Annotated in this window: 16 protein-coding genes; 5 read left to right on the top strand and 11 right to left on the bottom strand. The window is 67.6% G+C overall.

Annotated features, from left to right (window positions below):
* Nucleotides 1-29 precede the first annotated feature (29 nt).
* The 3 genes from EF387_RS17705 to EF387_RS17695 form a co-directional block, all read right to left on the bottom strand.
* Nucleotides 30-1,754 carry a protein kinase family protein gene (locus tag EF387_RS17705; RefSeq protein WP_128377517.1) on the bottom strand — a complete coding sequence of 575 codons (1,725 nt, stop codon included), beginning with the start codon at nt 1,752-1,754 and terminating at the stop codon, nt 30-32.
* Between the two features lie 118 nt (nt 1,755-1,872).
* Nucleotides 1,873-4,284 carry a murein biosynthesis integral membrane protein MurJ gene (gene murJ / locus EF387_RS17700; RefSeq protein ID WP_128377516.1) on the bottom strand — a complete coding sequence of 804 codons (2,412 nt, stop codon included), beginning with the start codon at nt 4,282-4,284 and terminating at the stop codon, nt 1,873-1,875.
* Between the two features lie 47 nt (nt 4,285-4,331).
* Entirely contained in the window at nt 4,332-6,710 is a 2,379-nt protein-coding gene (locus EF387_RS17695) for a DUF6049 family protein (RefSeq protein ID WP_128377515.1), read from the bottom strand.
* A 463-nt stretch (nt 6,711-7,173) separates the two neighbouring features.
* Here EF387_RS17695 and EF387_RS17690 point away from each other — a divergent pair, with 463 nt between their 5' ends.
* Nucleotides 7,174-8,640 carry a CCA tRNA nucleotidyltransferase gene (locus EF387_RS17690; protein WP_128377514.1) on the top strand — a complete coding sequence of 489 codons (1,467 nt, stop codon included), beginning with the start codon at nt 7,174-7,176 and terminating at the stop codon, nt 8,638-8,640.
* A gap of 125 nt (nt 8,641-8,765) precedes the next feature.
* Here the strand turns inward: EF387_RS17690 and EF387_RS17685 are convergent, their stop codons facing one another.
* The 4 genes from EF387_RS17685 to EF387_RS17670 form a co-directional block, all read right to left on the bottom strand.
* Nucleotides 8,766-9,284, bottom strand: coding sequence for an LppU/SCO3897 family protein (locus EF387_RS17685; protein ID WP_128377513.1), 519 nt, complete (start codon nt 9,282-9,284; stop codon nt 8,766-8,768).
* A gap of 108 nt (nt 9,285-9,392) precedes the next feature.
* Nucleotides 9,393-10,673 (bottom strand): MFS transporter, encoded by a 1,281-nt coding sequence (locus tag EF387_RS17680; RefSeq protein WP_128377512.1) that lies wholly within the window; start codon nt 10,671-10,673, stop codon nt 9,393-9,395.
* A 92-nt stretch (nt 10,674-10,765) separates the two neighbouring features.
* A complete protein-coding gene (locus tag EF387_RS17675; protein ID WP_128377511.1) occupies nt 10,766-11,848 on the bottom strand; it encodes an inositol-3-phosphate synthase in 1,083 nt (360 codons plus the stop codon).
* Between the two features lie 44 nt (nt 11,849-11,892).
* Nucleotides 11,893-12,576, bottom strand: coding sequence for a PadR family transcriptional regulator (locus EF387_RS17670; protein ID WP_128377510.1), 684 nt, complete (start codon nt 12,574-12,576; stop codon nt 11,893-11,895).
* A 376-nt stretch (nt 12,577-12,952) separates the two neighbouring features.
* On the opposite strand from EF387_RS17670, the gene EF387_RS17665 reads away from it, so the two are divergent.
* Complete coding sequence (locus EF387_RS17665) at nt 12,953-15,628, top strand: transglycosylase domain-containing protein (RefSeq protein ID WP_128377509.1); 2,676 nt, start codon at nt 12,953-12,955, stop codon at nt 15,626-15,628.
* Nucleotides 15,629-15,701: 73 nt separating this feature from the next.
* Here the strand turns inward: EF387_RS17665 and EF387_RS17660 are convergent, their stop codons facing one another.
* Nucleotides 15,702-16,151 (bottom strand): hypothetical protein, encoded by a 450-nt coding sequence (locus tag EF387_RS17660; protein WP_128377508.1) that lies wholly within the window; start codon nt 16,149-16,151, stop codon nt 15,702-15,704.
* Between the two features lie 161 nt (nt 16,152-16,312).
* Between EF387_RS17660 and EF387_RS17655 the strand changes: the two genes are divergently transcribed.
* Nucleotides 16,313-17,830, top strand: coding sequence for a glycosyltransferase family 87 protein (locus EF387_RS17655; protein ID WP_128377507.1), 1,518 nt, complete (start codon nt 16,313-16,315; stop codon nt 17,828-17,830).
* 118 nt (nt 17,831-17,948) lie between these two features.
* On the opposite strand, the gene EF387_RS17650 is transcribed toward EF387_RS17655, so the two are convergent.
* The 3 genes from EF387_RS17650 to EF387_RS17640 form a co-directional block, all read right to left on the bottom strand.
* On the bottom strand, nt 17,949-18,980 hold the full coding sequence (locus EF387_RS17650; RefSeq protein WP_128377506.1) for an alanine racemase: 1,032 nt from the start codon (nt 18,978-18,980) through the stop codon (nt 17,949-17,951).
* A 127-nt stretch (nt 18,981-19,107) separates the two neighbouring features.
* Nucleotides 19,108-20,229: a peptidoglycan bridge formation glycyltransferase FemX gene (gene femX / locus EF387_RS17645; protein WP_128377505.1), complete on the bottom strand. Its 1,122-nt coding sequence runs from the start codon at nt 20,227-20,229 to the stop codon at nt 19,108-19,110.
* A 167-nt stretch (nt 20,230-20,396) separates the two neighbouring features.
* Nucleotides 20,397-20,711: a hypothetical protein gene (locus tag EF387_RS17640; RefSeq protein ID WP_128377504.1), complete on the bottom strand. Its 315-nt coding sequence runs from the start codon at nt 20,709-20,711 to the stop codon at nt 20,397-20,399.
* A gap of 279 nt (nt 20,712-20,990) precedes the next feature.
* Here EF387_RS17640 and rpsF point away from each other — a divergent pair, with 279 nt between their 5' ends.
* Nucleotides 20,991-21,281, top strand: coding sequence for a 30S ribosomal protein S6 (rpsF, locus tag EF387_RS17635; protein WP_004950685.1), 291 nt, complete (start codon nt 20,991-20,993; stop codon nt 21,279-21,281).
* A gap of 73 nt (nt 21,282-21,354) precedes the next feature.
* On the top strand, nt 21,355-21,951 hold the full coding sequence (locus EF387_RS17630; protein ID WP_128377503.1) for a single-stranded DNA-binding protein: 597 nt from the start codon (nt 21,355-21,357) through the stop codon (nt 21,949-21,951).
* Nucleotides 21,952-22,005 lie beyond the last annotated feature (54 nt).

The following is a 22,005-nucleotide window of genomic DNA, read 5'->3' as shown; positions in this document are numbered from 1 at the left end:
CCTCGGACCCCCTCCCCCTCCTGACGTGTCTAGCCCGCGAACTTGACGTCGGTGATCGCCTGCTTGTAGCCGGCCTCACCGTATCCGTCGTCGTCGGGCGGCGAGTACGGCAATGCGGTCAGCCAGACCAGAACGTACCGGGTCTTCACAGAATTTTTCGCGGAGATCTTCAGTTCCGTGCTCGTGGTGGTCTCCTTGGCGATCTGTTGCATGGAACTGATGGGGACGGATGACGACGGCGAATCGGTGGCGTAGAGGCTCACCGTCGTGTGGTCACCGGTGTACTTCAGCCCTATCGAGGCGGTCGAGACGTCCTGCTCGGATCCAAGGTCGTAGACGATACCCACGCCCGGCTTGAAGGACGGTTTCATATCGGGGCCGTCTTTGAAGCTCAACGTGCGCCAGTACGACGAGCTGTCCGTGTCGTACGTCTTGGCCACGTCTCCCGGCGCCTGGGCCGAGCCCTTGGCGACGTACTCCTCCGCGTTATGGATCTTGATCGGCTCGACCGGCTTGGGCTTCTTGTCGGTGCCCTTGTCGTTGTCGTTCGTCTGCGTCTGATCGGTATCGCTCGACTTGCCGCGTTCCATCAACGCCTCCGCCAGCTGCCAGCTGCCCAGGCCCAGCGCGGCGATCAGCAAGGCCGACACGGCCCATTTGAGCGCCTTGCCGGTGCGGCTCTGGAGCGGGGGCGGTGGTGTGGGCACCGGCTGGGTTACGCCGAGTGCTGCCTGGTGGGCGTAGGTGCCCTGTTGGTACGTCGTGCGCTGGTAGTCGGGCGGTGCCGTGTAGGCCGGCTCCGGAGGACGGATGCGCGGCATCTCACCGACCGCCTTGACCAGTTCCTCCGGAGTGGTGCACGGGGATTCGTGACGGGAGGCGGTCGCGCCGTTATTGGCGAGCGCCCGCATGGCGAGCTCGGAGAGCCCGCGGTGGACGCCGGCGCGGACCTGGTCGGGGGCGATGAGGCCGACTCCCTTGGGCAGGCCGGAGAGGCCGTAGGCGTCGTCCTCGTAGGGCCAGCGCTGGGTGAGCGCCGCGTACAGCAGCGCCCCGATCGCCTCGGTGTCGGTGCGCTGTGGGGTGTCGGAGCTGATGCCCCGCAGCGCCGCGTTCACGGCGAGGCCGCGGATGCGCCACTGGCCGGACGAAGTGCGCAGTACGGCATCGGGGTTGAGACGCAGGTGCGAGAGACCCTCGCGGTGGGCCGCGGCCATGGCCTGGGAGACCTGAGTCACCATCTGATAGGCCTCGTGCACCTGCAGCGGACCGGAGACCAGCAGCGTCGTCAGTTCCGTGGCGTCCGGCAGCCACTCGTGGACGACGTAGACCAGGTCGTTCTCCTCGACCGCGTCGAGGACCTGGACGAACCGCGGGTCACCGAGGAGGGCGGAGGACCGGGCTGCCGCCAGGACGGAGCGCCCCCGTGGATGGTCGGCGGGCAGAATGTGCACACCGACGGCACGGCGGAGCTTTTCGTCCACCGCACGCCAACTGCTGAATCCGTCCAGACGGGTGACGCACTCTTCGAGGCGGTAGCGTCTGGCGAGCTTGTGGCCACTGTGCAACTCGGGCGGTGAGGTCTTTGCTGGGTCGCCGACCGCTCCGCCGCCCCCCTGTTCCGCTTCGCTCTCCGTGTCCCGCTCCCGGTTCTGGGCCACGCCGTCGGCCGTGGACTGGTCCGCCTGCGCGGTCAGCGGCTCGTCACCGCTGTTGTCTGCCACGTCGACGGCAGCCGTGCTCCGTTCCGCCACCGTCGTTCCTGCCTCCCCATCCGTTGCGCGCTGTCCGACGCCAAAGCCAATTGTGCCCACAGTCCGCCGCTATGCACGACACACAGCGGCGGACGATGGTTGTGCGCCTACCCCCGGCTCAGCGGCCCAGCCGTCCGCGAACCATACCGACCATGGAGTTGAGCTCCTCGATGCGCATCTTCCGGGCGGCGACGAAGAAGACGCCGAACAGGACGACACTGCCACCGAGCAGGGCGGCCAGGGAGCCGAAGACACCCTGACCGAAAACTTGGGTGATGCCGTAGCAGGCCGCACCGCCCAGCAGAGCTGCGGGCAGCGACGCGATGCTCAGGCGGGCGTAGGAACGAATGACGCGGGAACCGTCCAGGTCGCCGTCGAGCCGCTTGCGCAGCCGGTTCCAGGCGACTCCGACGCCGATCGCGTACGCGAGACCGTAGGCGGCGGCCATACCGACGACCGCCCATCGGGCCGGGAGCACGAAGTAGCAGAGCCCGGAGGCGCTCGCGTTGACGGCGGCCACGATGACCGTGTTGTAGAAGGGGGTCCGGGTGTCCTCGTAGGCGTAGAAGCCGCGCAGGACGACGTACTGCACGGAGTACGGGATCAGCCCGAGGCCGAAGGCCATCAGCATGTAGCCCATGTTCGTGGCGGCGTCGGTGCCTGAGGCGCCGAAGATCAGGGTGCACATCGGAATGCCGAGCGCGATGAAGCCGAAGGAGAGCGGCACGATCGCGACGGCCGTCGTACGCAGACCCTGGGAGATGTCGTCGCGAACGGCTCCGCCGTCGCCCTCGGCGGCGGAGCGGGAGATCCGCGGCAACAGGGCCGCCATCAGGGAGACGGTGATGATGGCCTGGGGCAGGCCCCAGATGAGCTGGGAGTTGGCGTAGGCGCTGAAGCCGGTGCCGGCCAGTTTCGTGTCCGTGACCGCCGCGGTGGCGAGCTGCGTGACCACGAGGGCGCCCGCCTGATTGGCGAGGACGAACAGGATCGTCCACTTGGCGAGCATCGCGGCCTTGCCGAGGCCGTGGCCCTTCCAGTCGAAGCGCAACCGCAGTTTGAACCCGGTCTCGCGCAGGTACGGGATCATCGCGAGCGCCTGCACGACGAGGCCGAGGAGTACCCCGACACCGAGGAGGCGCTGGCCCTCCGGCGGAATGTTCGTGACCTCCATGCCCGAGGTCTCGCTGGCGCCGTACACCCAGAGGAACATGCCGAGAGTGACGATGATGACGATGTTGTTGAGGACGGGGGTCCACATCATCGCGCCGAACTTGCCGCGGGCGTTGAGGATCTGCCCCATCACCACGTGGATGCCCATGAAGAAGATGGAGGGCAGGAAGTAGCGGGTGAAGGTGATACCGACCTCGTTGGCCGCGGGGTCGCTGGCCACGGGATTCGACAGGGCGCGGACCAGGAGAGGCGCCGCCAACATCGCGAGCACGGTGAGCGTGCCGAGCGCCACCATGACCAGGGTCAGCAGCCGGTTGGCGTAGGCCTCGCCCCCGTCGTCGTCCTCCTTCATGGCGCGCACGAGCTGTGGCACGAAGACGGAGTTGAGCCCGCCGCCCACGGTCAGGATGTAGATCATGGTCGGCAGTTGGTAGGCCACCTGGAAGGTGTCGCCCAGGACGGCGGTGCCCAGCGCCGCGACGATCAGCGCGGAGCGGATGAAACCGGTGAGACGGGAGACCATGGTGCCCGCAGCCATCACGGCACTCGACTTCAGCAGGCCCGCGGCCCGGCCGCCCTTCTTCGTGGGTGCGGGTGCTGGTGCGGCTGAGGGAGGCGTCGGGTCCGCGGCGGGGGCGGCGTCGGCCCCGGACGCGGGTGCTGGTGCCTGCCCGTACCCGGGCGCGGATGCATATCCGGGTGCCGGTCCGTAGCCAGGTGCTGATCCGAACCCCGGTGCCGAGCCGTATCCGGACGCCTGACCGTACGCGGTGGCCGGCGTCGTGGCCGGACCCGGTGCCGGTGCCGGTACGCCGGGCTGGTCGGTCGGCCGACCAGCGGACGGGCCGACCGGATCAACGGTGGGCCGACCGGCCGGCGGGCGCCCGCCAGCCTGCTGCTGGTCACGGAAAAGATGGGCGAAGGCGTCCGGCTCGTGGCGCTCCTCACCGGCCCCGGCCATCAGGCCGTCGTCGCCCACGAACGGGCTCGTGCGGGGGTCGTCGGCGTACGGCTGCTGCCGGGTGGAGGCGTCCGCATCCGGCGCGGGGCTCCGGGCCCACAGGTGCGGGTCGGAGGTGTACTGAGGTGCCGGCGGTTGGGCGTAGAGCTGCTGTTGCGGCGGCGGATACGTGCCGGGCTGGGGAGGAGGCGGCGCGGCACGGTCGTACAGGGCCTCGGCGGACGTGTTCTCGGCGGACGGGGCGTGTGCCTGGTAGGGGTCCTGGCCGTGGGCGTCCTGGTAGTACATGTCGGCGTGCGGCTGCGGCGGCACCTGGCCGGGATCGGGCGCCGGACCCTCGAGGGAGCCCTGGGCGCCCGCGTCCTGGCCGCGGTCACCGTCGTACGGCGCGTTCATGGCTTACCCCACCTCATCGTCCCCTGGCCCACCGGCCACGACATCGCTCAACGGTCCACTCTCTCACCCGCGCCGGACGGGTCGGTGCTTCCCACTGCGGTGTCCGGTGCCGGGTCACTCGGGTGCCCGGGGGCGCCTGCCCCGGACTCCGCGCCGGACTCCTCCTCGGGACCGTCCAGGTGTTCCTCCGCGGCGTCGTCGGCGTTACCGGACTCCTCGGCCTGGCGGGCCGCCGCGCGCTTGCGCTGGGTGTACATACGGAACCCGGCGAGTACCAGGAGCAGTACGCCGCCGCCGATGACCAGCATCACCTCACTGGTGATCTCGGTGACCTTCACATCGAAGCGTACGGGGTTGCCGTACTCCTGGCCGTTCTCCGTGTAGAGCTGGGCCCACACCGTGACCGGGCCGTTGGCGTTGGCTGACGTGGTGAACTTCACGGACTGGCTGTGTCCACCGGAGACCGCGACCGGCTGCTCCTGGTAGGAGTGGTCGCCGACCTTGAGTCGAGTGGGATTCGTCGAGGTCAGGCGCAGTACCAGATGGTCCACTCCCTGTACCAGGTTGTTCTGCACGGTCACAGGGATCGTGGCACTGCGACCGGAGAGCTTCGCCTCGGACTTCTCGATCAGGGTCACCTGGTCGGTGAGCTTCCTCAGGTGCCCCGTGACGTTCTGTCGGAAGACGGCCGCGTCGGTCGTCCGCCCGCGCCAGGAAGTGGAGACGCCCCGGTCCAGGGCCCGGCCGAAGGGGGTGACCACCCGCGCGGAGCGAGTGAGGATCCCCTGGAAGCTGTCCAGGTTGCGCTGGGTGGCCTCCAGCTCCTCGAAGGCCGACCGCGGAAGCTCCTGCTTCTTCAGGGCGGACGGGTACGCCTTCGCGGAGGGCACGCGCGTGGTGGCGGATGGGTCGGGCTTGGCCTTCGCGGCCGCCGCCAGCGTCTGGGTCTGTGACCAGTTCCCCTGCTGGAGTGCCGTCACGGCCTGTTCCATGACCAGGGCCTGGCTGGCGGTCGGCATGCGCTGCGGAGCGATCACGATGCTCCGCTGCTTCTCCGGCTGCTGGAGCGTGAGCATCAGGCTCTGCGCGACGAACTCCTGCACGGCGAGGGTGGAGTTGCCGGCGACGGTCATGTCGCTGCGAAAAGCCGTCGACATCCGGGCGTCGGCGACCACCGCGGTGGTGCCGCCGCCGATGGGCCGCGCGGCGGTGGGCGTGTAGGTCAGGCTGCCGGACTCCTGGAAGCTGTCGCTGCGGGTGATCACCGTATGGGCGCCGGCGGAGGTGGCGACCTTGACGATCGACGGGTCGACCGCGCCTTCCGCGGGCCAGGCGTAGTCGGTGCTCGGTGTCACGTGGAGGATCGTCTCCACGGTGTCTGCGGCGACGTCCGTCGCGTCCTTGAGCCGGCTCAGGGAGCCGGCCACGTCCTTGCCGTTGTGGGCCAGCGACGCCAGATCCGGGTCGGCGAACGGGAGGGCAACCACCTCACTGCCCGTGACGGTCTTCTCGAGCCGGTCGAGCCATTGCTTGGCGACCGCCTGATTCCTGCCCGCGATGGTGGAGTCCCCCGGGCCGTCGACCTGGTAGCTGCGGGTCATCGCGTCCACCGAGGCCAGCAGGTCCGGGTCGAGCACCCAGGTGACGTCGAGGTTCCGGCCGGCGGTCAGCATCTGGTCCAGCCGTCCGCCGGGCGCGATCTCCTTGGCCAGGTCGTCGTTCTTGAATACGGGCGTCTGGAGTTCGTCCGAGCCCGTCTCCGCGGTCAGATGGACCGTGGAGATCAGCGGCCACAGGAACGTGGTCTTCGTCCGGGTTTCCGGTGCCTCCGGCTGCCACGGCAGGAACGTCCGCCGGATGCCGAGCACCTGCGGGATGGGCTGGGTGGCCGTCTGTCCGGTAAGAGTGACCGCCAGCTGATAGACGCCGTCGGGGCCGAGATCCAGCTCTTCGACGGGGACGGAGATGCTGAAGGGCTCCGCGATGCCGGCAGGCAGCCTGGAGAACTTCTCGACGTACTTGGCACCGACCTCGACGCCTTCGACCCGGGCACCGAAGGCGGGGTTCTTGGCTGCTGCGTCGATCGAGCTCCGTCCCTGGAGGCTGGGGCCAATCCGCAGGCCCACCTCGGCGTCGGTGACGGTCCGCTTGCCCTTGTTGGTGACCGTGCCGGTGATGGTGAGGGTGTCCCCCTCCACGGGCGCGACAGGAGAGAGGGAGTCCAGGTTGACGTCGACGGTCCGGGACCCGCTGGCGGCCGTCACGGGGGCCTGGGGCGTCTCAGGGGCCGCCTGAGCGGCTTGAGCGGCGGGCAGCTGCAGCAGCCCGGCCAGCAGGGGCGCCCCGGCGAGCAGTGCTCCCGTGCTCCTCAGCCACCGGCGGGCAGGTGAGGGACTGGTCCCCTGGAAGTCTGCCGCCTCGGCCACGCGCTCGTCCGTCCCTCGTCGTCGTCAGTGGTCGTCGTCATGTGCGTCCACGCATGGTAACGATGCGCGCGGGGGCTGAGTGCCGCGGTCTCCTGAGCAAGATCGGATCGGCGGAGTCCGACGCCTTGGATGCCGTGGGTGGCCGCATATGCGTGTTCCGGCGCTCAAGGCGCGCTCGCCCTGCCTGACGTGCTGCTCCTCTCCCCGAGATTCGTCGAGGGCAGGTCTTCTCCATTCTTCTCCATCGGTCCATGCGTCGGGCGACCTGTTGAAGGCCTCATGCGCTCTGTGGAGATCGGGTGACCTCGGTGCAGCGCGTGACCTCTATATAAGGAGAGCCGTCCGAGAGGCGCTCAGGAGGGTCGCGTCGAAGGGCCGACGGCCCTCGGACGGGATCCAGCGGGCACCGGCCGTGCGAAATGGAGGCGCTCCGGGCCTCCCGGGCCACGTACCCTTTTCTGTTGTGCCGAACGCCAACGAAGACACCCCCAGCGCACTGAGCCAGGTGCAGCGCCGCGCGGTCAGTGAACTGCTGCGCGTCTCCCCGGTCGCCGACGACCTCGCCCGCCGCTTCAAGGAGGCCGGGTTCTCCCTCGCCCTCGTGGGAGGTTCGGTACGCGACGCGCTGCTCGGCCGGCTGGGTAACGATCTGGACTTCACGACGGACGCCCGCCCCGACGACGTACTGAAGATCGTGCGGCCCTGGGCGGACGCAGTGTGGGAGGTCGGTATCGCCTTCGGTACGGTCGGAGCACAGAAGGAAGCCCTGGTCGGTGAGGAACGCCAGTCCTTCCAAATCGAGATCACCACATACCGTTCCGAGGCATACGACAGGACCTCCCGAAAGCCCGAGGTGTCCTACGGCGACTCCATCGAGCAGGATCTCGTACGGCGTGATTTCACCGTGAACGCGATGGCGGTGGCGCTCCCCGAGAAGGAGTTCATCGACCCGCACGACGGTCTGAAGGACCTGGCCGACCGCGTCCTGCGGACTCCGAGCACCCCTGAGGAGTCCTTCTCCGACGACCCGCTACGGATGATGCGTGCCGCACGCTTCGCCGCGCAGCTCGATTTCGAGGTTGCTCCGGACGTGGTCGCCGCGATGACGGAGATGGCCGAGCGCATCGACATCGTCTCCGCGGAGCGAGTGCGTGATGAGCTGAACAAGCTGATCCTCTCGGCGCACCCTCGCAAGGGCCTGACGTTGCTCGTGGAGACCGGTCTCGCGGACCGTGTGCTGCCCGAGCTGCCGGCGCTACGGCTGGAGAGGGACGAGCACCATCGGCACAAGGACGTCTACGACCACACGCTGATCGTCCTGGAGCAGGCGATGGCTCTGGAGGAGGACGGCCCCGATCTGACGCTCCGGCTTGCCGCGCTGCTGCACGACATCGGCAAGCCCAGGACGCGCCGGTTCGAAAAGGACGGCCGGGTTTCCTTCCATCACCATGAGGTCGTCGGCGCCAAGATGACCAAGAAGAGGATGACGGCGCTCAAGTACCCCAATGAGATGATCAAGGACGTCTCGCGTCTCGTCGAGCTGCATCTGCGCTTCCACGGATACGGCACCGGGGAGTGGACGGACTCTGCGGTGCGTCGCTATGTACGGGACGCAGGGCCGCTCCTGGATCGCCTGCACAAGCTGACTCGCTCCGACTGCACGACGCGGAACAAGCGGCGGGCGGCAGCGCTCTCCCGCGCGTACGACGGGCTTGAGGAGCGCATCGCGCAACTTCAGGAGCAGGAAGAGCTGGACGCCATCCGGCCCGACCTGGACGGCAATCAGATCATGGAGGTCCTGGGTGTCGCTCCGGGGCCGATAGTGGGGCAGGCGTACAAGTTCCTTCTGGAACTCCGGCTGGAGAACGGCCCGATGGAGCATGACGCCGCTGTGGCGGCGCTGAAGGAATGGTGGGCCGAGCAGAACTGAGCCGTGAAACGGGGTCATGTTTCACGTGAAACATGACCCCGTTTCACGTTGGAGGCACACACGCCGAGGGGCGATGTTTCACGTGAAACACCGTGAAGCATCGCCCCTCGTGGCGTGAGTGGCCGCTACTTGGCGGAGTACTCCTGCAGGCAGAGGGTGAAGTCATCGCCGCCGCCGGTCTCGGTGTACTCGGCGTACTTGGTGCGGTCGCAGCCGGAGGTGTCGTTCTTCTTCTCTGCGACCTTGTACTTGGCCTTGGAGTTTTTGCAGTCCACGACCTCGAGGCCCGGGTCGGTGACACTGTCCGGGTTGCTGATGCTCATGCAGTCACCGACCTTGGCCGTGTTGGCGTCGTCCCGGCTGGCGACCCAGCCCACGCCGGCGGCTATGAGGGCGCAGATGACGATGCCGATGCGCAGGAAGAACTTGAACCCACGCTTCGGTCGCTGAGGCTGGAGCGGAGCGGTGGGGAATCCAGGCTGGCCCGGGTGAGGCGGGTAGCCCTGCGGCTGCTGGGCGTACGGGTTTCCGGGCTGCGGCTGCTGCTGGGCGTACGGGTTTCCGCCCTGGGGCGGATAGGGCTGCTGCGGATAGGGCTGCTGGCCCTGCGCAAAGGGATTCTGGCCCTGGGGCGGAACGGTCATTGGGTCCCCCTGGAAGATCGGCGCCTGGCGCGAATAAGACGCACGTAAGCTACCGGCCCCAGCGGCGACTCCGTAGCTGTGAGAGGGACTGTGGCTTTGATGTGACACTTACTGGAGCTCAAAGCGGGCCATAAGGGCAGCTACTGCCGCGTAAATAACGGACACGGTGACCACGAGCGCAACTGATCGTCCGTCCGCCGGCAGCATCAGGGCCGCCACACCGGCGGCACCGACGAACGCGACATTGAAGAGCACGTCGTAGACGGAGAAGATCCGGCCACGGAAACCGTCGTCGACGGACGACTGCACTACTGTGTCCGTGGCGATCTTCGCACCCTGGGTGGTCAGCCCCAGGACGAAGGCCGCAATCAGTATCGGCACCGGGGTGAACGGCAGCCCGAGAGCGGGCTCCAGCACCGCGGCCACAGCAGCGCAGACCATAATCCAGCGGCCGGGCCCCAGGCGCCCCGCCGCAGGAGGGGTCACCACGGCCGCGGCGAAGAACCCGGCCCCCGAGACACCCACGGCCAGCCCCAGCAGCGCCAGTCCCTCGTCGGAGTCCGGCTCTCCTGTCGTACCGGACGCCCAGGCGTACCGGCAGAGCATCAGCACCATGACCGTCAGGGCTCCGTAGCAGAAGCGCATCAGGGTCATCGAGGCGAGCGCCCAGGCGGCCTCCCGGCGTGCGGGCTCGGCCAGATGGCGCACACCGGCCGCGAGCCCGCGCGCCGTTCCGGCGAGCGCCGTTCCCAGTCGTGGGTGCATCAACGTCCGGTCGGGGCCGAGTAGGTCGGGAGCGATCCGGAGCGTGGCGACGGCGCCGCACAGGTACAGAGTCGCACCGAGGAGGACCACGGCGGCGTCGGAGTCGGCGACGACCAGCCGCACGACGAATGCCAGGCCTCCACCGGCGGTCGCGGCGAGCGTGCCTGCCGTGGGCGACAGGGAGTTGGCCATCACAAGGCGCTCAGCGTCGACGACGCGCGGCAGCGCGGCCGAGAGGCCTGCCAGGACGAACCGGTTGACGGCGGTGACGCACAGCGCGGACACGTAGAAGAGCCAGTCGGGAACCGGGCTCACCATCAGAACGGCCGTAGCGCAGGCCAGCACCGCCCGCACCAGATTCCCGTAGAGGAAGACCTGCCGGCGCCGCCAGCGGTCCAGCAGGACGCCCGCGAAGGGGCCGACGAGCGAGTACGGCAGGAGCAGCACCGCCATCGCCGAAGCGATCGCGGCGGGCGAGGTCTGTTTCTCGGGCGAGAAGACGACGTACGTGGCGAGCGCGACCTGGTAGACACCGTCTGCGCCCTGGGAGAGCAGCCGCACGGTGAGTAGATGCCGGAAGCCCCGGAAGCGCAGGAGTACGCGCAGATCACGGACGACAGCCATGCTGCACAGCCTCACATAGGGCAGGGGCCCTCGGGCAGACGACCCGAGGACCCTCGCAAGCCCTTGGAAACAGGCTGTCGGGCAAAAGCCGGCTAGCGCTCGACCTCGCCCTTGATGAACTTCTCGACGTTCTCCCGAGCCTGGTCGTCGAAGTACTGGACCGGAGGGGACTTCATGAAGTAGCTCGACGCCGACAGGATCGGACCGCCGATGCCGCGATCCTTGGCGATCTTCGCCGCGCGGAGCGCGTCGATGATGACACCCGCGGAGTTCGGGGAGTCCCAGACCTCCAGCTTGTACTCCAGGTTCAGCGGCACGTCGCCGAAGGCACGGCCTTCGAGGCGCACGTACGCCCACTTCCGGTCGTCGAGCCAGGCGACGTAGTCGGACGGGCCGATGTGGACGTTCTTCTCGCCGAGGTCCCGGTCGGGGATCTGCGAGGTGACGGCCTGGGTCTTGGAGATCTTCTTGGACTCCAGGCGGTCGCGCTCCAGCATGTTCTTGAAGTCCATGTTGCCGCCGACGTTCAGCTGCATCGTGCGGTCCAGGACTACGCCCCGGTCCTCGAACAGCTTCGCCATGACGCGGTGCGTGATGGTGGCACCGACCTGCGACTTGATGTCGTCACCGACGATCGGGACTCCCGCCTCGGTGAACTTGTCCGCCCATTCCTTGGTACCGGCGATGAAGACCGGAAGGGCGTTGACGAAGGCGACCCGCGCGTCGATGGCGCACTGGGCGTAGAACTTCGCCGCGTCCTCGGAGCCGACGGGCAGGTAGCAAACGAGGACGTCGACCTGCTTGTCCTTGAGGACCTGGACGACGTCGACCGGCTCCTCGGCGGACTCCTCGATGGTGGCGCGGTAGTACTTGCCGAGCCCGTCCAGGGTGTGGCCGCGCTGGACCGTCACACCGGTGGTCGGCACGTCGCAGATCTTGATGGTGTTGTTCTCGGAGGCGCCGATGGCGTCCGCCAGGTCGAGGCCGACCTTCTTGGCGTCCACGTCGAACGCGGCGACGAACTCCACGTCGCCCACGTGGTAGTCGCCGAACTGGACATGCATCAGACCCGGGACCTTGGACGCCGCGTCGGCGTCCTTGTAGTACTCGACTCCCTGCACCAGCGACGCGGCGCAGTTGCCCACGCCGACGATCGCTACGCGAACCGAACCCATTCCGGTTGCTCCCTGTGTGTACGAGGTGAAGTCCGGACCGGACCTCACATGGTGGTGTCGTCGGACGGATCCGGCCGGGTGGCGTCCCGGTGCCGGGGCAGGCCGCCCGACTCTCCAGATGTGCCGTTGTGCTGAGCGGGGTCTTCGGAGGAGGGCCTTTTGAGGTCCCGTCCGGCCCGCTCGCTCTCGATGAGCTCGTTCAGCCAGCGCACTTCGCGCTCCACGGACTCCATCCCGTGGCGCTGGAGCTCGAGGGTGTAGTCGTCGAGGCGCTCCCGGGTGCGGGCGAAGGAGGCGCGCATCTTCTCCAGGCGCTCCTCCAGCCGGCTGCGACGGCCCTCCAGGACGCGCATGCGCACATCCCGGGAGGTCTGCCCGAAGAAGGCGAAGCGAGCCGCGAAGTGCTCGTCCTCGTACGCGTCGGGACCCGTCTGGGAGAGCAACTCCTCGAAGTGCTCCTTACCTTCCGCCGTCAACCGATAGACGATCTTGGCGCGCCGCCCCGCGAGCGGTGCGGCTAGGGCGTCCTCGGTCGTGTTCCCCGATTCCTCGATCAACCAGCCGTTGGCGACGAGCGTCTTGAGGCAGGGGTACAGCGTTCCGTAGCTGAAGGCGCGGAATATCCCCAGTGAGGTATTGAGTCGTTTGCGCAGCTCATAGCCGTGCATCGGAGATTCACGGAGCAGACCGAGGACCGCGAACTCGAGGATCCCGGAACGCCGGCTCATCGTCGCCTCCTCCTGCCGTCACCTCGTCCGCACGACATCTATGCCGCACCGATGTATCGACTCGATACATCTCGACGATAGAACCACCCTACGGATGGGACAAGGGAGAGCATGGTGAGCGGGATCACATCACCGATTCGTAGGAAGAAATTTGCCCGAGTTCGTGCGGAGTCCGGCTCTGCAGGGGTTTCGGTGATGCGTAGTCTGTGCGCCATGCAGTGGACCCACGGGAACCGTGTGACGTATGGGGACGTCTTGGTCCTGGATGCAGTGCGGATGAGTGCCCAACCGGCCGCGTCCGTATTTCGGGGGGACCGGAAACCAGCCGCCGCTTCCAGGCGCGCAGGGGTGCGCCTGCCCGAGGAGTAGTCGTTCGATGAGCGAGCACCGTCGCAAACCGCCGCAGCCGCAGGGCGGTGGACGTGCCGGGGGCCGACGCGGTCCATCCGGCTCGTCCTCCGGCCGCCGCGCTGCACCGCGAGGCGCAACTGGATCTTCCTCCGACGCTTACGGGCTCTCCCGCCCAGTGGGTGAAGAGCGTCCGTACGGTGGCCGCGCCGATGCCCGGCGCGCGGCCCAGCGCAGTACCGGTGCCGGTGGCCGCCGCAGAGCACCGGACCCCGGGCGCGGCAGAGGCCGGGCCGCCGCGTCCGACAAGAGGCGCATCATCGACTATCCGCGTGCCGGCAGGTACGGGGCCGCGCGCTGGGTGCCCTCGTGGCGTCTGGTGACGGGGCTGTTCGTCGGCTTCTTCGGGAGCCTGATGGTCGCGGCCGGTGTCGGGTATGCCCTGGTAGACGAGCCGGTCGAGGCCAAGGCGGCCAAGGCGCAGAACAACGTCTACTACTGGAAAGACGGCACTCCGATGGTCGCGACCGGTGGTGAGATCAACCGGCAGATCATCGGCTACGACCAGATCCCCGAGTCAATGCGGTACGCCGTGATCTCGGCCGAGAACAAGACGTTCGAGAAAGACCGTGGTGTCGACCCCATGGGCATCGGGCGGGCCCTGTTCAACATGGCCACGGGCGGCCAGACCCAGGGTGGTTCCACCATCACCCAGCAGTACGTGAAGAACGCCATGCTCGAGGACCAGTCGCAGACGCTGTCGCGCAAGCTCAAGGAGCTGTTCGTCTCCATAAAGGTCGGAGCGAACATGAAAAAAGAAGAAATCATGGCCGGCTACCTGAACACCGCCTACTACGGGCGGCGGGCGTACGGTCTTCAGGCGGCGGCGCGTGCTTACTTCAACAAGGACGCAGTCAAGCTCGACCCGAGTGAGTGTGCCTTCCTCGCAGCCGTCCTGAAGGGCGCCACGTACTACGACCCGGCGGGCGCGGTCTCGATCGACCCGGTGAACGCCACTCCACAGAAGAACACCAAGCGGGTTGTGGAACGTTGGCAGTGGATCCTCGACGAAGAGGTGAAGGACGGACACCTGTCCGCCGCGAAACGGGCCACGTACACCAAGTTCCCCAAGATCGAGAACCCCCGCTCGAACGACAAGCTGAGCGGCCAGGTCGGCTATCTCGTGGACCTTGCCCAGGCCTACCTCATCAACAACAGCGAAAAGACGGGCATCACCGAAAGGGACCTCCAGGAGGGTGGCTACTCGATCTACACGACCTTCGACAAGACGAAGGTCAACCAGCTCGAGGCCGCGGTGAAGAAGGTCCAGAAAGCCAAGATCAAGCCCAAGCTGCGTCCGGACAAGGACACCTTCGTCCAGTTCGGCGGCGCCTCGGTGAACCCCAAGACGGGTGCGATCGAGGCCATCTACGGCGGCGAGGACGCGACCAAGCACTTCACCAACAACGCCGACCAGACCGGTGCCCAGGTGGGCTCCACCTTCAAGCCGTTCGTGCTCGCGGCGGCCATGAGCTGGGGTACGCGCGACCCGGACGGGGAACGCGACCAGGCACAGGACGAGCGCACCAAGGTCTCCCCGAAGAGCCTCTTCAGCTCCAAGAACCTGCTCAAGATCAAGGAGTACAACGGAGAGGTCTGGAAGAACGAGGAGGACAAGGAGTGGCTGCAGCGCAACGACGGAGACGAGTCGTACGGCACGCCGCCGCAGTACCTCATCGATCTTCGTGAGGCGATGCGGGTCTCTGCGAACTCCCCGTACGTCCAACTCGGTATGGACGTCGGCCTGGACAAGGTGAAGCAGTCCGCGATCGACGCAGGCCTCAAGGAGAGCAGCCTCGCCAGCGCCACCGTGCCCTCGTTCTCGATCGGTACCTCCGACCCCAGTGCGATCCGCATGGCCGGGGCGTACGCCACGTTCGCCGCCAGCGGCAAGCAGCGTGACCCCTTCTCCGTCACCAAGGTGACGAGCAAGGAGGGAACGGTCTTCGACCACAACAAGATCGCCGTCGAAAAGCAGGCGTTCACCTCTGAGGTCGCCGACAACGTCACCGACGTCCTGCGGACGGTCGTCGAGGAGGGCACCGGCACCTCGGCCAAGCTTGACGATCGCCAGGTGGCCGGCAAGACCGGTACCACGGACGGCAACAAGTCGGCCTGGTTCGTGGGATACACACCGCAGTTGTCGACGGCGATCTCCATGTACCGCCTCGACGACAGGGAGTCGAGCAAGAAGCGCGAGTTCCTGGAGATGTTCGGCACGGGCGGCGAGGAGAAGATCCACGGCGCCTCGTTCCCGGCCCAGATCTGGCACGACTACATGGAGAAGGCCCTCAAGAACCAGAAGCCGCTTCCGTTCCCGGAGCCGGAGGACATCGGCGTGGTCGTCGGAGAGACCCCGAGCCCGACGCCGACGCCGACGCAGTCGGAGGAGCAGTCGACCCCGAGCTCCACTCCGAGCCCGACGGCCAGTCAGGCCGAGCCGTCCCCCACCAATTCGGCACCCGAGATCTGCAACCCGGTCAACCCGCAGTGCAACAACGACGGCGGTACGTCGCAGGGCGGCGACTCCAGTGGCTCCAGCGGAGGTGTGACCAACTCGCCCACGGCAAGCGAGAGCACCGGGACAGGGAATACCAGAGGAAACGGAAACGGAGGCATTTTCGGCGGTCAGGAAGACCAATAGCCGTCGGTGTTTCACGTGAAACGAGGGCCGCCGCACCCAGGGGGTGCGGCGGCCCTCGCCGTACTACGGGCCGTTACGCCCTGCCGCTGTAGTAGTCGGAGCATGATGAGTTGAGGCCCTTGCTCGCACAGGCCCTCAGCTTGACCGTGGTCCCTTCGGCCAGGTTTCCGGTCTTGTAGGGGCTGATGTAGGGCGCGGTGTGGCCCGAGGTCGACACCGTGCGGTCGACGGGCATCAGGATTGCCTCGATGCTCCACCCGTCCTTCAAGGAGTCGACGGCCTGGAGTGCGTCGCCGGGGATGTTCTGATCGGCGATCGGGTTGGCCTGCCAGTAGGCCATGCCCGCGTAGCGCCCCTTGTTATACACGACGACTCCGAAGCTTTTCTTCGGATCCCGCTGGACCTTGAAGGTGAAGTCGTCCACGCCGGCGGCGCCGGCTGTGCCCGCGCCGGAGACTAGCGTGGCACCTGCGAGCAGTGTGGCCGTCGCGAACAGCGTCGCAACCCGGCTCCTGCTTCCCATATGTGTTCCCCCTGAGGAGTGGTCTGTTCAGGAAGTGATCATTGTTTCTTGTGGGGCAGAAAGTGACAACTCTGATTCCGGTTACTTAGGTGTTCGGTGCCCGACGCCCTGTGTGCGAAGGCTCCCGCCCGTTCCTCAGGGTTGTACGGCAGGATGTGGCCATGCCCAGTGCAGAAACGACGCGCGCAGGCGTGCACGAGCCCGATCCGGTACGGCCGACCAAGGAGGACGAGGTCGCCGCGAAAGGCAGTGAGCTGATCGGCGGTCCCTTGGGGCGACGTGCGCTGCTCGGCACGTCGTGGTGGACCCCTGTGCGCGTCGTCGCCCTCGTGGCCATCGGGATGTTCGCCCTCGGAATGGTCCAGAAGCTGCCCTGTTACGACGGCGGCTGGTTTTTCGGGGCCAGTACCCAGTACACGCACGCGTGCTACTCGGACATTCCGCACCTCTACCAGGGTCGCGGTTTCGCCGACGGGCTCGTGCCCTACTTCGACCGGCTGAGCGGCGACATGGAGTACCTCGAGTACCCGGTGCTCACCGGGGTGTTCATGGAGGTCGCCTCCTGGCTGACCCCGGGCAGCGGCACCATCCAGACCCAGGAGCAGGTCTACTGGATGGTCAACGCCGGGATGCTCATGGTGTGCGCGGCCGTCATCGCCGTCTGCGTCGCCCGCACGCATCGGCGCCGCCCGTGGGACGGCCTGCTGGTCGCTCTCGCCCCCGCCTTCGCGCTGACCGCCACCATCAACTGGGACCTGCTGGCCGTCGCCCTGACGGCCGCCGCCATGCTCATGTGGTCCCGTGGCCGCAGCCTCGCCTTCGGTGTCCTGCTGGGGCTCGCCACGGCCGCGAAGTTCTATCCGTTCCTGCTCCTGGGGCCGTTGCTGGTGCTGTGCTGGCGCGCGGGCAAGTGGCGCGAGTTCGGAACCGCCCTGCTGGGTGCGATGGGCTCGTGGCTGGTCGTGAATCTTCCCGTGATGCTCCTCGCACCGGAAGGCTGGGCGAAGTTCTACTCCTTCAGCAGGGAGCGCGGCGTCGACTTCGGCTCGATCTGGCTCCTCTACACGCAGCGCGCGAACACCCAGATCACCGGGGAACAGGCGAACACCTACGCCATGATCCTCATGCTGCTCGTGTGCGCCGGCATCGTGGCGATCACCCTGACCGCCCCTCGTCGGCCGCGCTTCGCCCAGCTCGCCTTCCTGATCATCGCGGCCTTCATCCTGACCAACAAGGTCTACTCACCGCAGTACGTGCTGTGGCTGGTCCCGCTCGCCGCGCTGGCCCGGCCCCGCTGGAGGGACTTCCTGATCTGGCAGGCCTGCGAGGTCGGGTACTTCCTGGGCATCTGGATGTACCTCGCGTACACCACCAGTGGTGAGGCTCACAAGGGACTGCCCACCGAGGGCTACCAACTCGCGATCGTGGCCCATCTGCTGGGAACGCTCTACCTGTGTGCGGTCGTCGTCAGGGACATCTTCATGCCGGAGCGGGACGTGGTGCGCCGCTCCGGGGACGACGATCCGTCAGGCGGGGTGCTGGACGGAGTCCCGGACGTGTTCGCCCTCGGTACCGCGGCTCGCCCTGCGGGGCCCGCTGCGCAGCTCCAGGGTCCTCTGGTGAAGTGGGGCACCGGGACGGCCAAGCCGGGCCCTGTGGCGGGTGACGGGCCGTCCTGAGCGGGCCAGGCAGGAGTGCCGTCTGCGCGTTCGCTGTCAGCGAACGGGGTCGAGGGCGGTCATACGAAAGGCCGTACGCGGTGGTTGCGTACGGCCTTTCGCTGCTTCTCGGGGTCGTTCAGCGATCCACTATCCGGTCGAACTGCGTGGTGGTGTGCCGCAGATGGGCCACCAGCTCCTCGCCGACCTTCGGCTCCGGGGCGTCGGCCGGCACGAAGAGGATCGACACCTGCATGTGCGGGGGTTCCGCGAACCAGCGCTGCTTGCCGCCCCAGACGAACGGAGAAAGGTTCCGGTTGACCGTCGCGAGACCGGCGCGAGCAACCCCCTTCGCACGCGGCATCACGCCGTGCAGCGCCTTGGGGGCCTCCAGGCCCACGCCGTGGGACGTACCGCCCGCGACGACGACCAGCCAGCCGTCGGAGGCGGCCTTCTGCTGGCGGTACCCGAAGCGGTCGCCCTTGACGACGGGGGTGACGTCCAGGACTGCGCCGCGGTACTCCGTCGCCTCGTGGTCGCCCAGCCACAGGCGGGTGCCGATGCGGGCGCGGAATCGGGTCTGCGGGAACTGCTGCTGCAGTCGGACGAGGTCGTCGGCCTTGAGGTGACTGACGAACATGGTGTGCAGCGGCAGCCGGGCGGCGCGCAGCCGGTCCATCCAGCCGATGACCTCCTCGACGGCGTCCGAGCCGTCGGTGCGGTCCAGCGGCAGGTGGATGGCGAAGCCCTCCAGCCGTACGTCCTCGATCGCGGCGTGCAGATGCGGCAGCTCGTGCTCGCTCACCCCGTGCCGCTTCATGGAGGACATGACCTCGATGACGACACGGGCGCCCACCAGGCCGTGTACGCCGTCCACGGACGAGACGGAGCGGATGACCCGGTCGGGCAGCGGCACGGGCTCCTCGCCGCGTCTGAACGGCGTCAGCACCAGCAGGTCACCGCCGAACCAGTCCTTGATCCGGGCGGCCTCGTACGTCGTGCCGACGGCAAGGATGTCCGAGCCGAGTCGCGTGGCCTCGTCCGCCAGTCGTTCGTGGCCGAAGCCGTAGCCGTTGCCCTTGCAGACGGGCACGAGCCCGGGGAACTGCTCGGAGACGTGGCTCTGGTGAGCCCGCCAGCGCGCGGTGTCGACGTAGAGCGTGAGCGCCATGGCCGGTCCCGGAACCTTTCTCGTCGTTGCGGTGTATCAGAGGTGTGAAGGCACATTGTGGAGCATCCGCCGCAGCGGCGGGACGGGCTGCGCGGCAGCGATGGCGCCGCGCGACGGCACGGCACGGTCAGCGGCGCGACATGTAGATGTCGAGGGCCTTGTGCAGCAGCTTGTTCAGCGGGAAGTCCCACTCGCCGAGGTACTCGGCCGCCTGCCCGCCGGTGCCGACCTTGAACTGGATCAGACCGAAGAGGTGGTCCGTCTCGTCCAGGGAGTCGGAGATGCCACGCAGGTCGTAGACGGTCGCACCGAGAGCGTAGGCGTCGCGCAGCATCCGCCACTGCATCGCGTTCGACGGCCGGAACTCGCGGCCGATGTTGTCGGAGGCGCCGTAGGAGTACCAGACGTGCCCGCCGACGATCAGCATGGTCGCCGCGGAGAGGTTCACGCCGTTGTGGCGGGCGAAGTAGAGACGCATGCGGTTGGGGTCCTCTGTGTTGAGGGCCGTCCACATGCGCTGGAAGTACGACAGCGGGCGGGGCCGGAAGTGGTCGCGGACCGCCGTGATCTCGTACAGGCGCTGCCATTCCTCGAGGTCGTGGTAGCCGCCCTGGACGACCTCGACGCCGGCCTTCTCGGCCTTCTTGATGTTGCGGCGCCACAGCTGGTTGAAGTTCTTGTGCACGTCTTCCAGCGAGCGGCCCGCGAGCGGCACCTGGAACACGTAGCGGGGCTGGACGTCTCCGAATCCGGCGCCGCCGTCCTCGCCCTGCTGCCAGCCCATGCGGCGCAGCTTGTCCGCAACTTCGAAGGCGCGCGGCTCGATGAAGTCCGCCTCGATGTCGCGCAGCCGCTTCACATCCGGGTCCTGGATGCCCTTCTTGATGGAGGCGGCCTCCCAACGCCGGATGATCACCGGCGGGCCCATCTTCACCGAGAAGGCGCCCTGCTGCTTGAGGTGCGCGAGCATCGGATCCAGCCACTCGGTCAAATTCGGCGAGAACCAGTTGATGACCGGGCCCTCGGGCAAGTACGCGAGATAGCGCTTGATCTTGGGCAGTTGGCGGTACAGGACGAGGCCCGCCCCCACCATCCCGCCGGTCTTGTTGTCGAACCACCCGAGGCTCTCCGAGCGCCACTCCGCCTTGACATCTGCCCAGGCCGGGACCTGCATGTGGCTCGCCGCGGGCAGGCTCTGGATGTAGGCCAGATGCTGCTCTCGACTGATGGTCCTCAGGGTCAGGCTCATACGGGGCGCTCCTCGGGCTGGGGTGTCCCCCCTTTCTACGGGGGCTCCGGCTCTCGCGCGAAGCCTACTGCGCCCCGCGAGCGGGTCGTCTGGCCGTACGGCACCTGCGCCCCGGCCTGCGGGCGGGCCGGGGCGCCGAGTGGTGTGGGTGGGAGGGAAGCGATGGGTCAGCCGATGACACCGCCGAAGAGGCCGCCGTGGGCCATGCCGAGGAAGAAGCCCACGGCCGAGGCACCGAGACCCAGGATCAGGCCGAAGCGTTCGCGGGTCGTCTCGGAGATGAACTGCCCGGACGCACCGGTGATGATCCCGACCAGCCCTGTCCAGGAACTGAGCAGGTGCAGGTGGTCGAACATCGCCGTGATGAAAGAGATCGCTCCGAGGACGAGGGTCACGGCGAGCAGCGCGTCCTGGAGAAGATGGGGCTTGCCGTCAGTGGCGAACAGGGAGCCGGCGGTGTTGGGTCGCATTGTCTGTGCCATGGGGCACCTCCAGCGGAAGGCGGCGCATCGTAGCGCCATACACACCCGATGTGTACAGATTGGCGGTCCTCGAGGGCTGATTTCAACCGCAAGCACGGGTGCAGGTAGTGTGTACCCTCTGCACCGGTCTCTGCCCGGGCCACGACCTGGGACTCCCCACTCGGACTTTCCGACGGCGGGACCCGATTGTCAGTGGCGGCCGATACCGTTGCGTACGCATCACAACCCTCCTGCCACGGAACGACCGTGGCCGCTGAGTCCAAAGGAGGTGGGTTCCACATGCGTCACTACGAGGTGATGGTCATCCTCGACCCCGATCTCGAGGAGCGTGCTGTCTCCCCGCTGATCGAGAACTTCCTCTCCGTCGTCCGCGAGGGCAACGGAAAGGTCGAGAAGGTCGACACCTGGGGCCGTCGTCGTCTCGCGTACGAGATCAAGAAGAAGCCCGAGGGGATCTACTCGGTCATCGACCTGCAGGCCGAGCCTGCGGTCGTCAAGGAGCTCGACCGCCAGATGAACCTGAACGAGTCGGTCCTCCGGACCAAGGTCCTCCGCCCCGAGACCCACTGAGCCTACGTAGCTCAGCGGTTCTCGGATCCGAGTAGCAGCAAGCAGCCAGAGCAAACCCGCCGAGAGGTTCCCCATGGCAGGCGAGACCGTCATCACGGTCGTCGGCAATCTTGTCGACGACCCCGAGCTGCGCTTCACCCCGTCCGGTGCAGCGGTCGCGAAGTTCCGCGTCGCGTCCACCCCCCGCACCTTCGACCGTCAGACCAATGAGTGGAAGGACGGCGAAAGCCTCTTCCTGACCTGCTCGGTCTGGCGCCAGGCGGCGGAGAACGTCGCCGAGTCGCTCCAGCGAGGCATGCGCGTCATCGTGCAGGGCCGGCTGAAGCAGCGGTCCTACGAGGACCGTGAGGGCGTCAAGCGCACGGTCTACGAGCTCGACGTCGACGAGGTCGGCGCGAGCCTGCGCAACGCCACGGCGAAGGTCACCAAGACCGCCGGCCGAGGCGGCCAGGGCGGTTACGGCGGCGGTGGCGGTGGCGGCCAGCAGGGCGGTGGCTGGGGCGGCGGCCCCGGTGGCGGCCAGCAGGGCGGCGGCGCTCCCGCTGACGACCCGTGGGCGACCGGCGCTCCCGCCGGTGGCGGCCAGGGCGGTGGCGGCCAGGGCGGTGGCGGCGGCTGGGGCGGAGGCTCCGGCGGTGGCGGCGGCTATTCGGACGAGCCCCCCTTCTAGGCCTCCGGGCCGAGGGCGGGTCGTACCCAAACTTCTTGATCACACAGGAGAAAC

This window comes from Streptomyces cavernae (assembly GCF_004023625.1).
Classification (GTDB): Bacteria; Actinomycetota; Actinomycetes; order Streptomycetales; family Streptomycetaceae; genus Streptomyces; species Streptomyces cavernae.
This window is presented reverse-complemented; position numbering and strand designations above follow the sequence as displayed.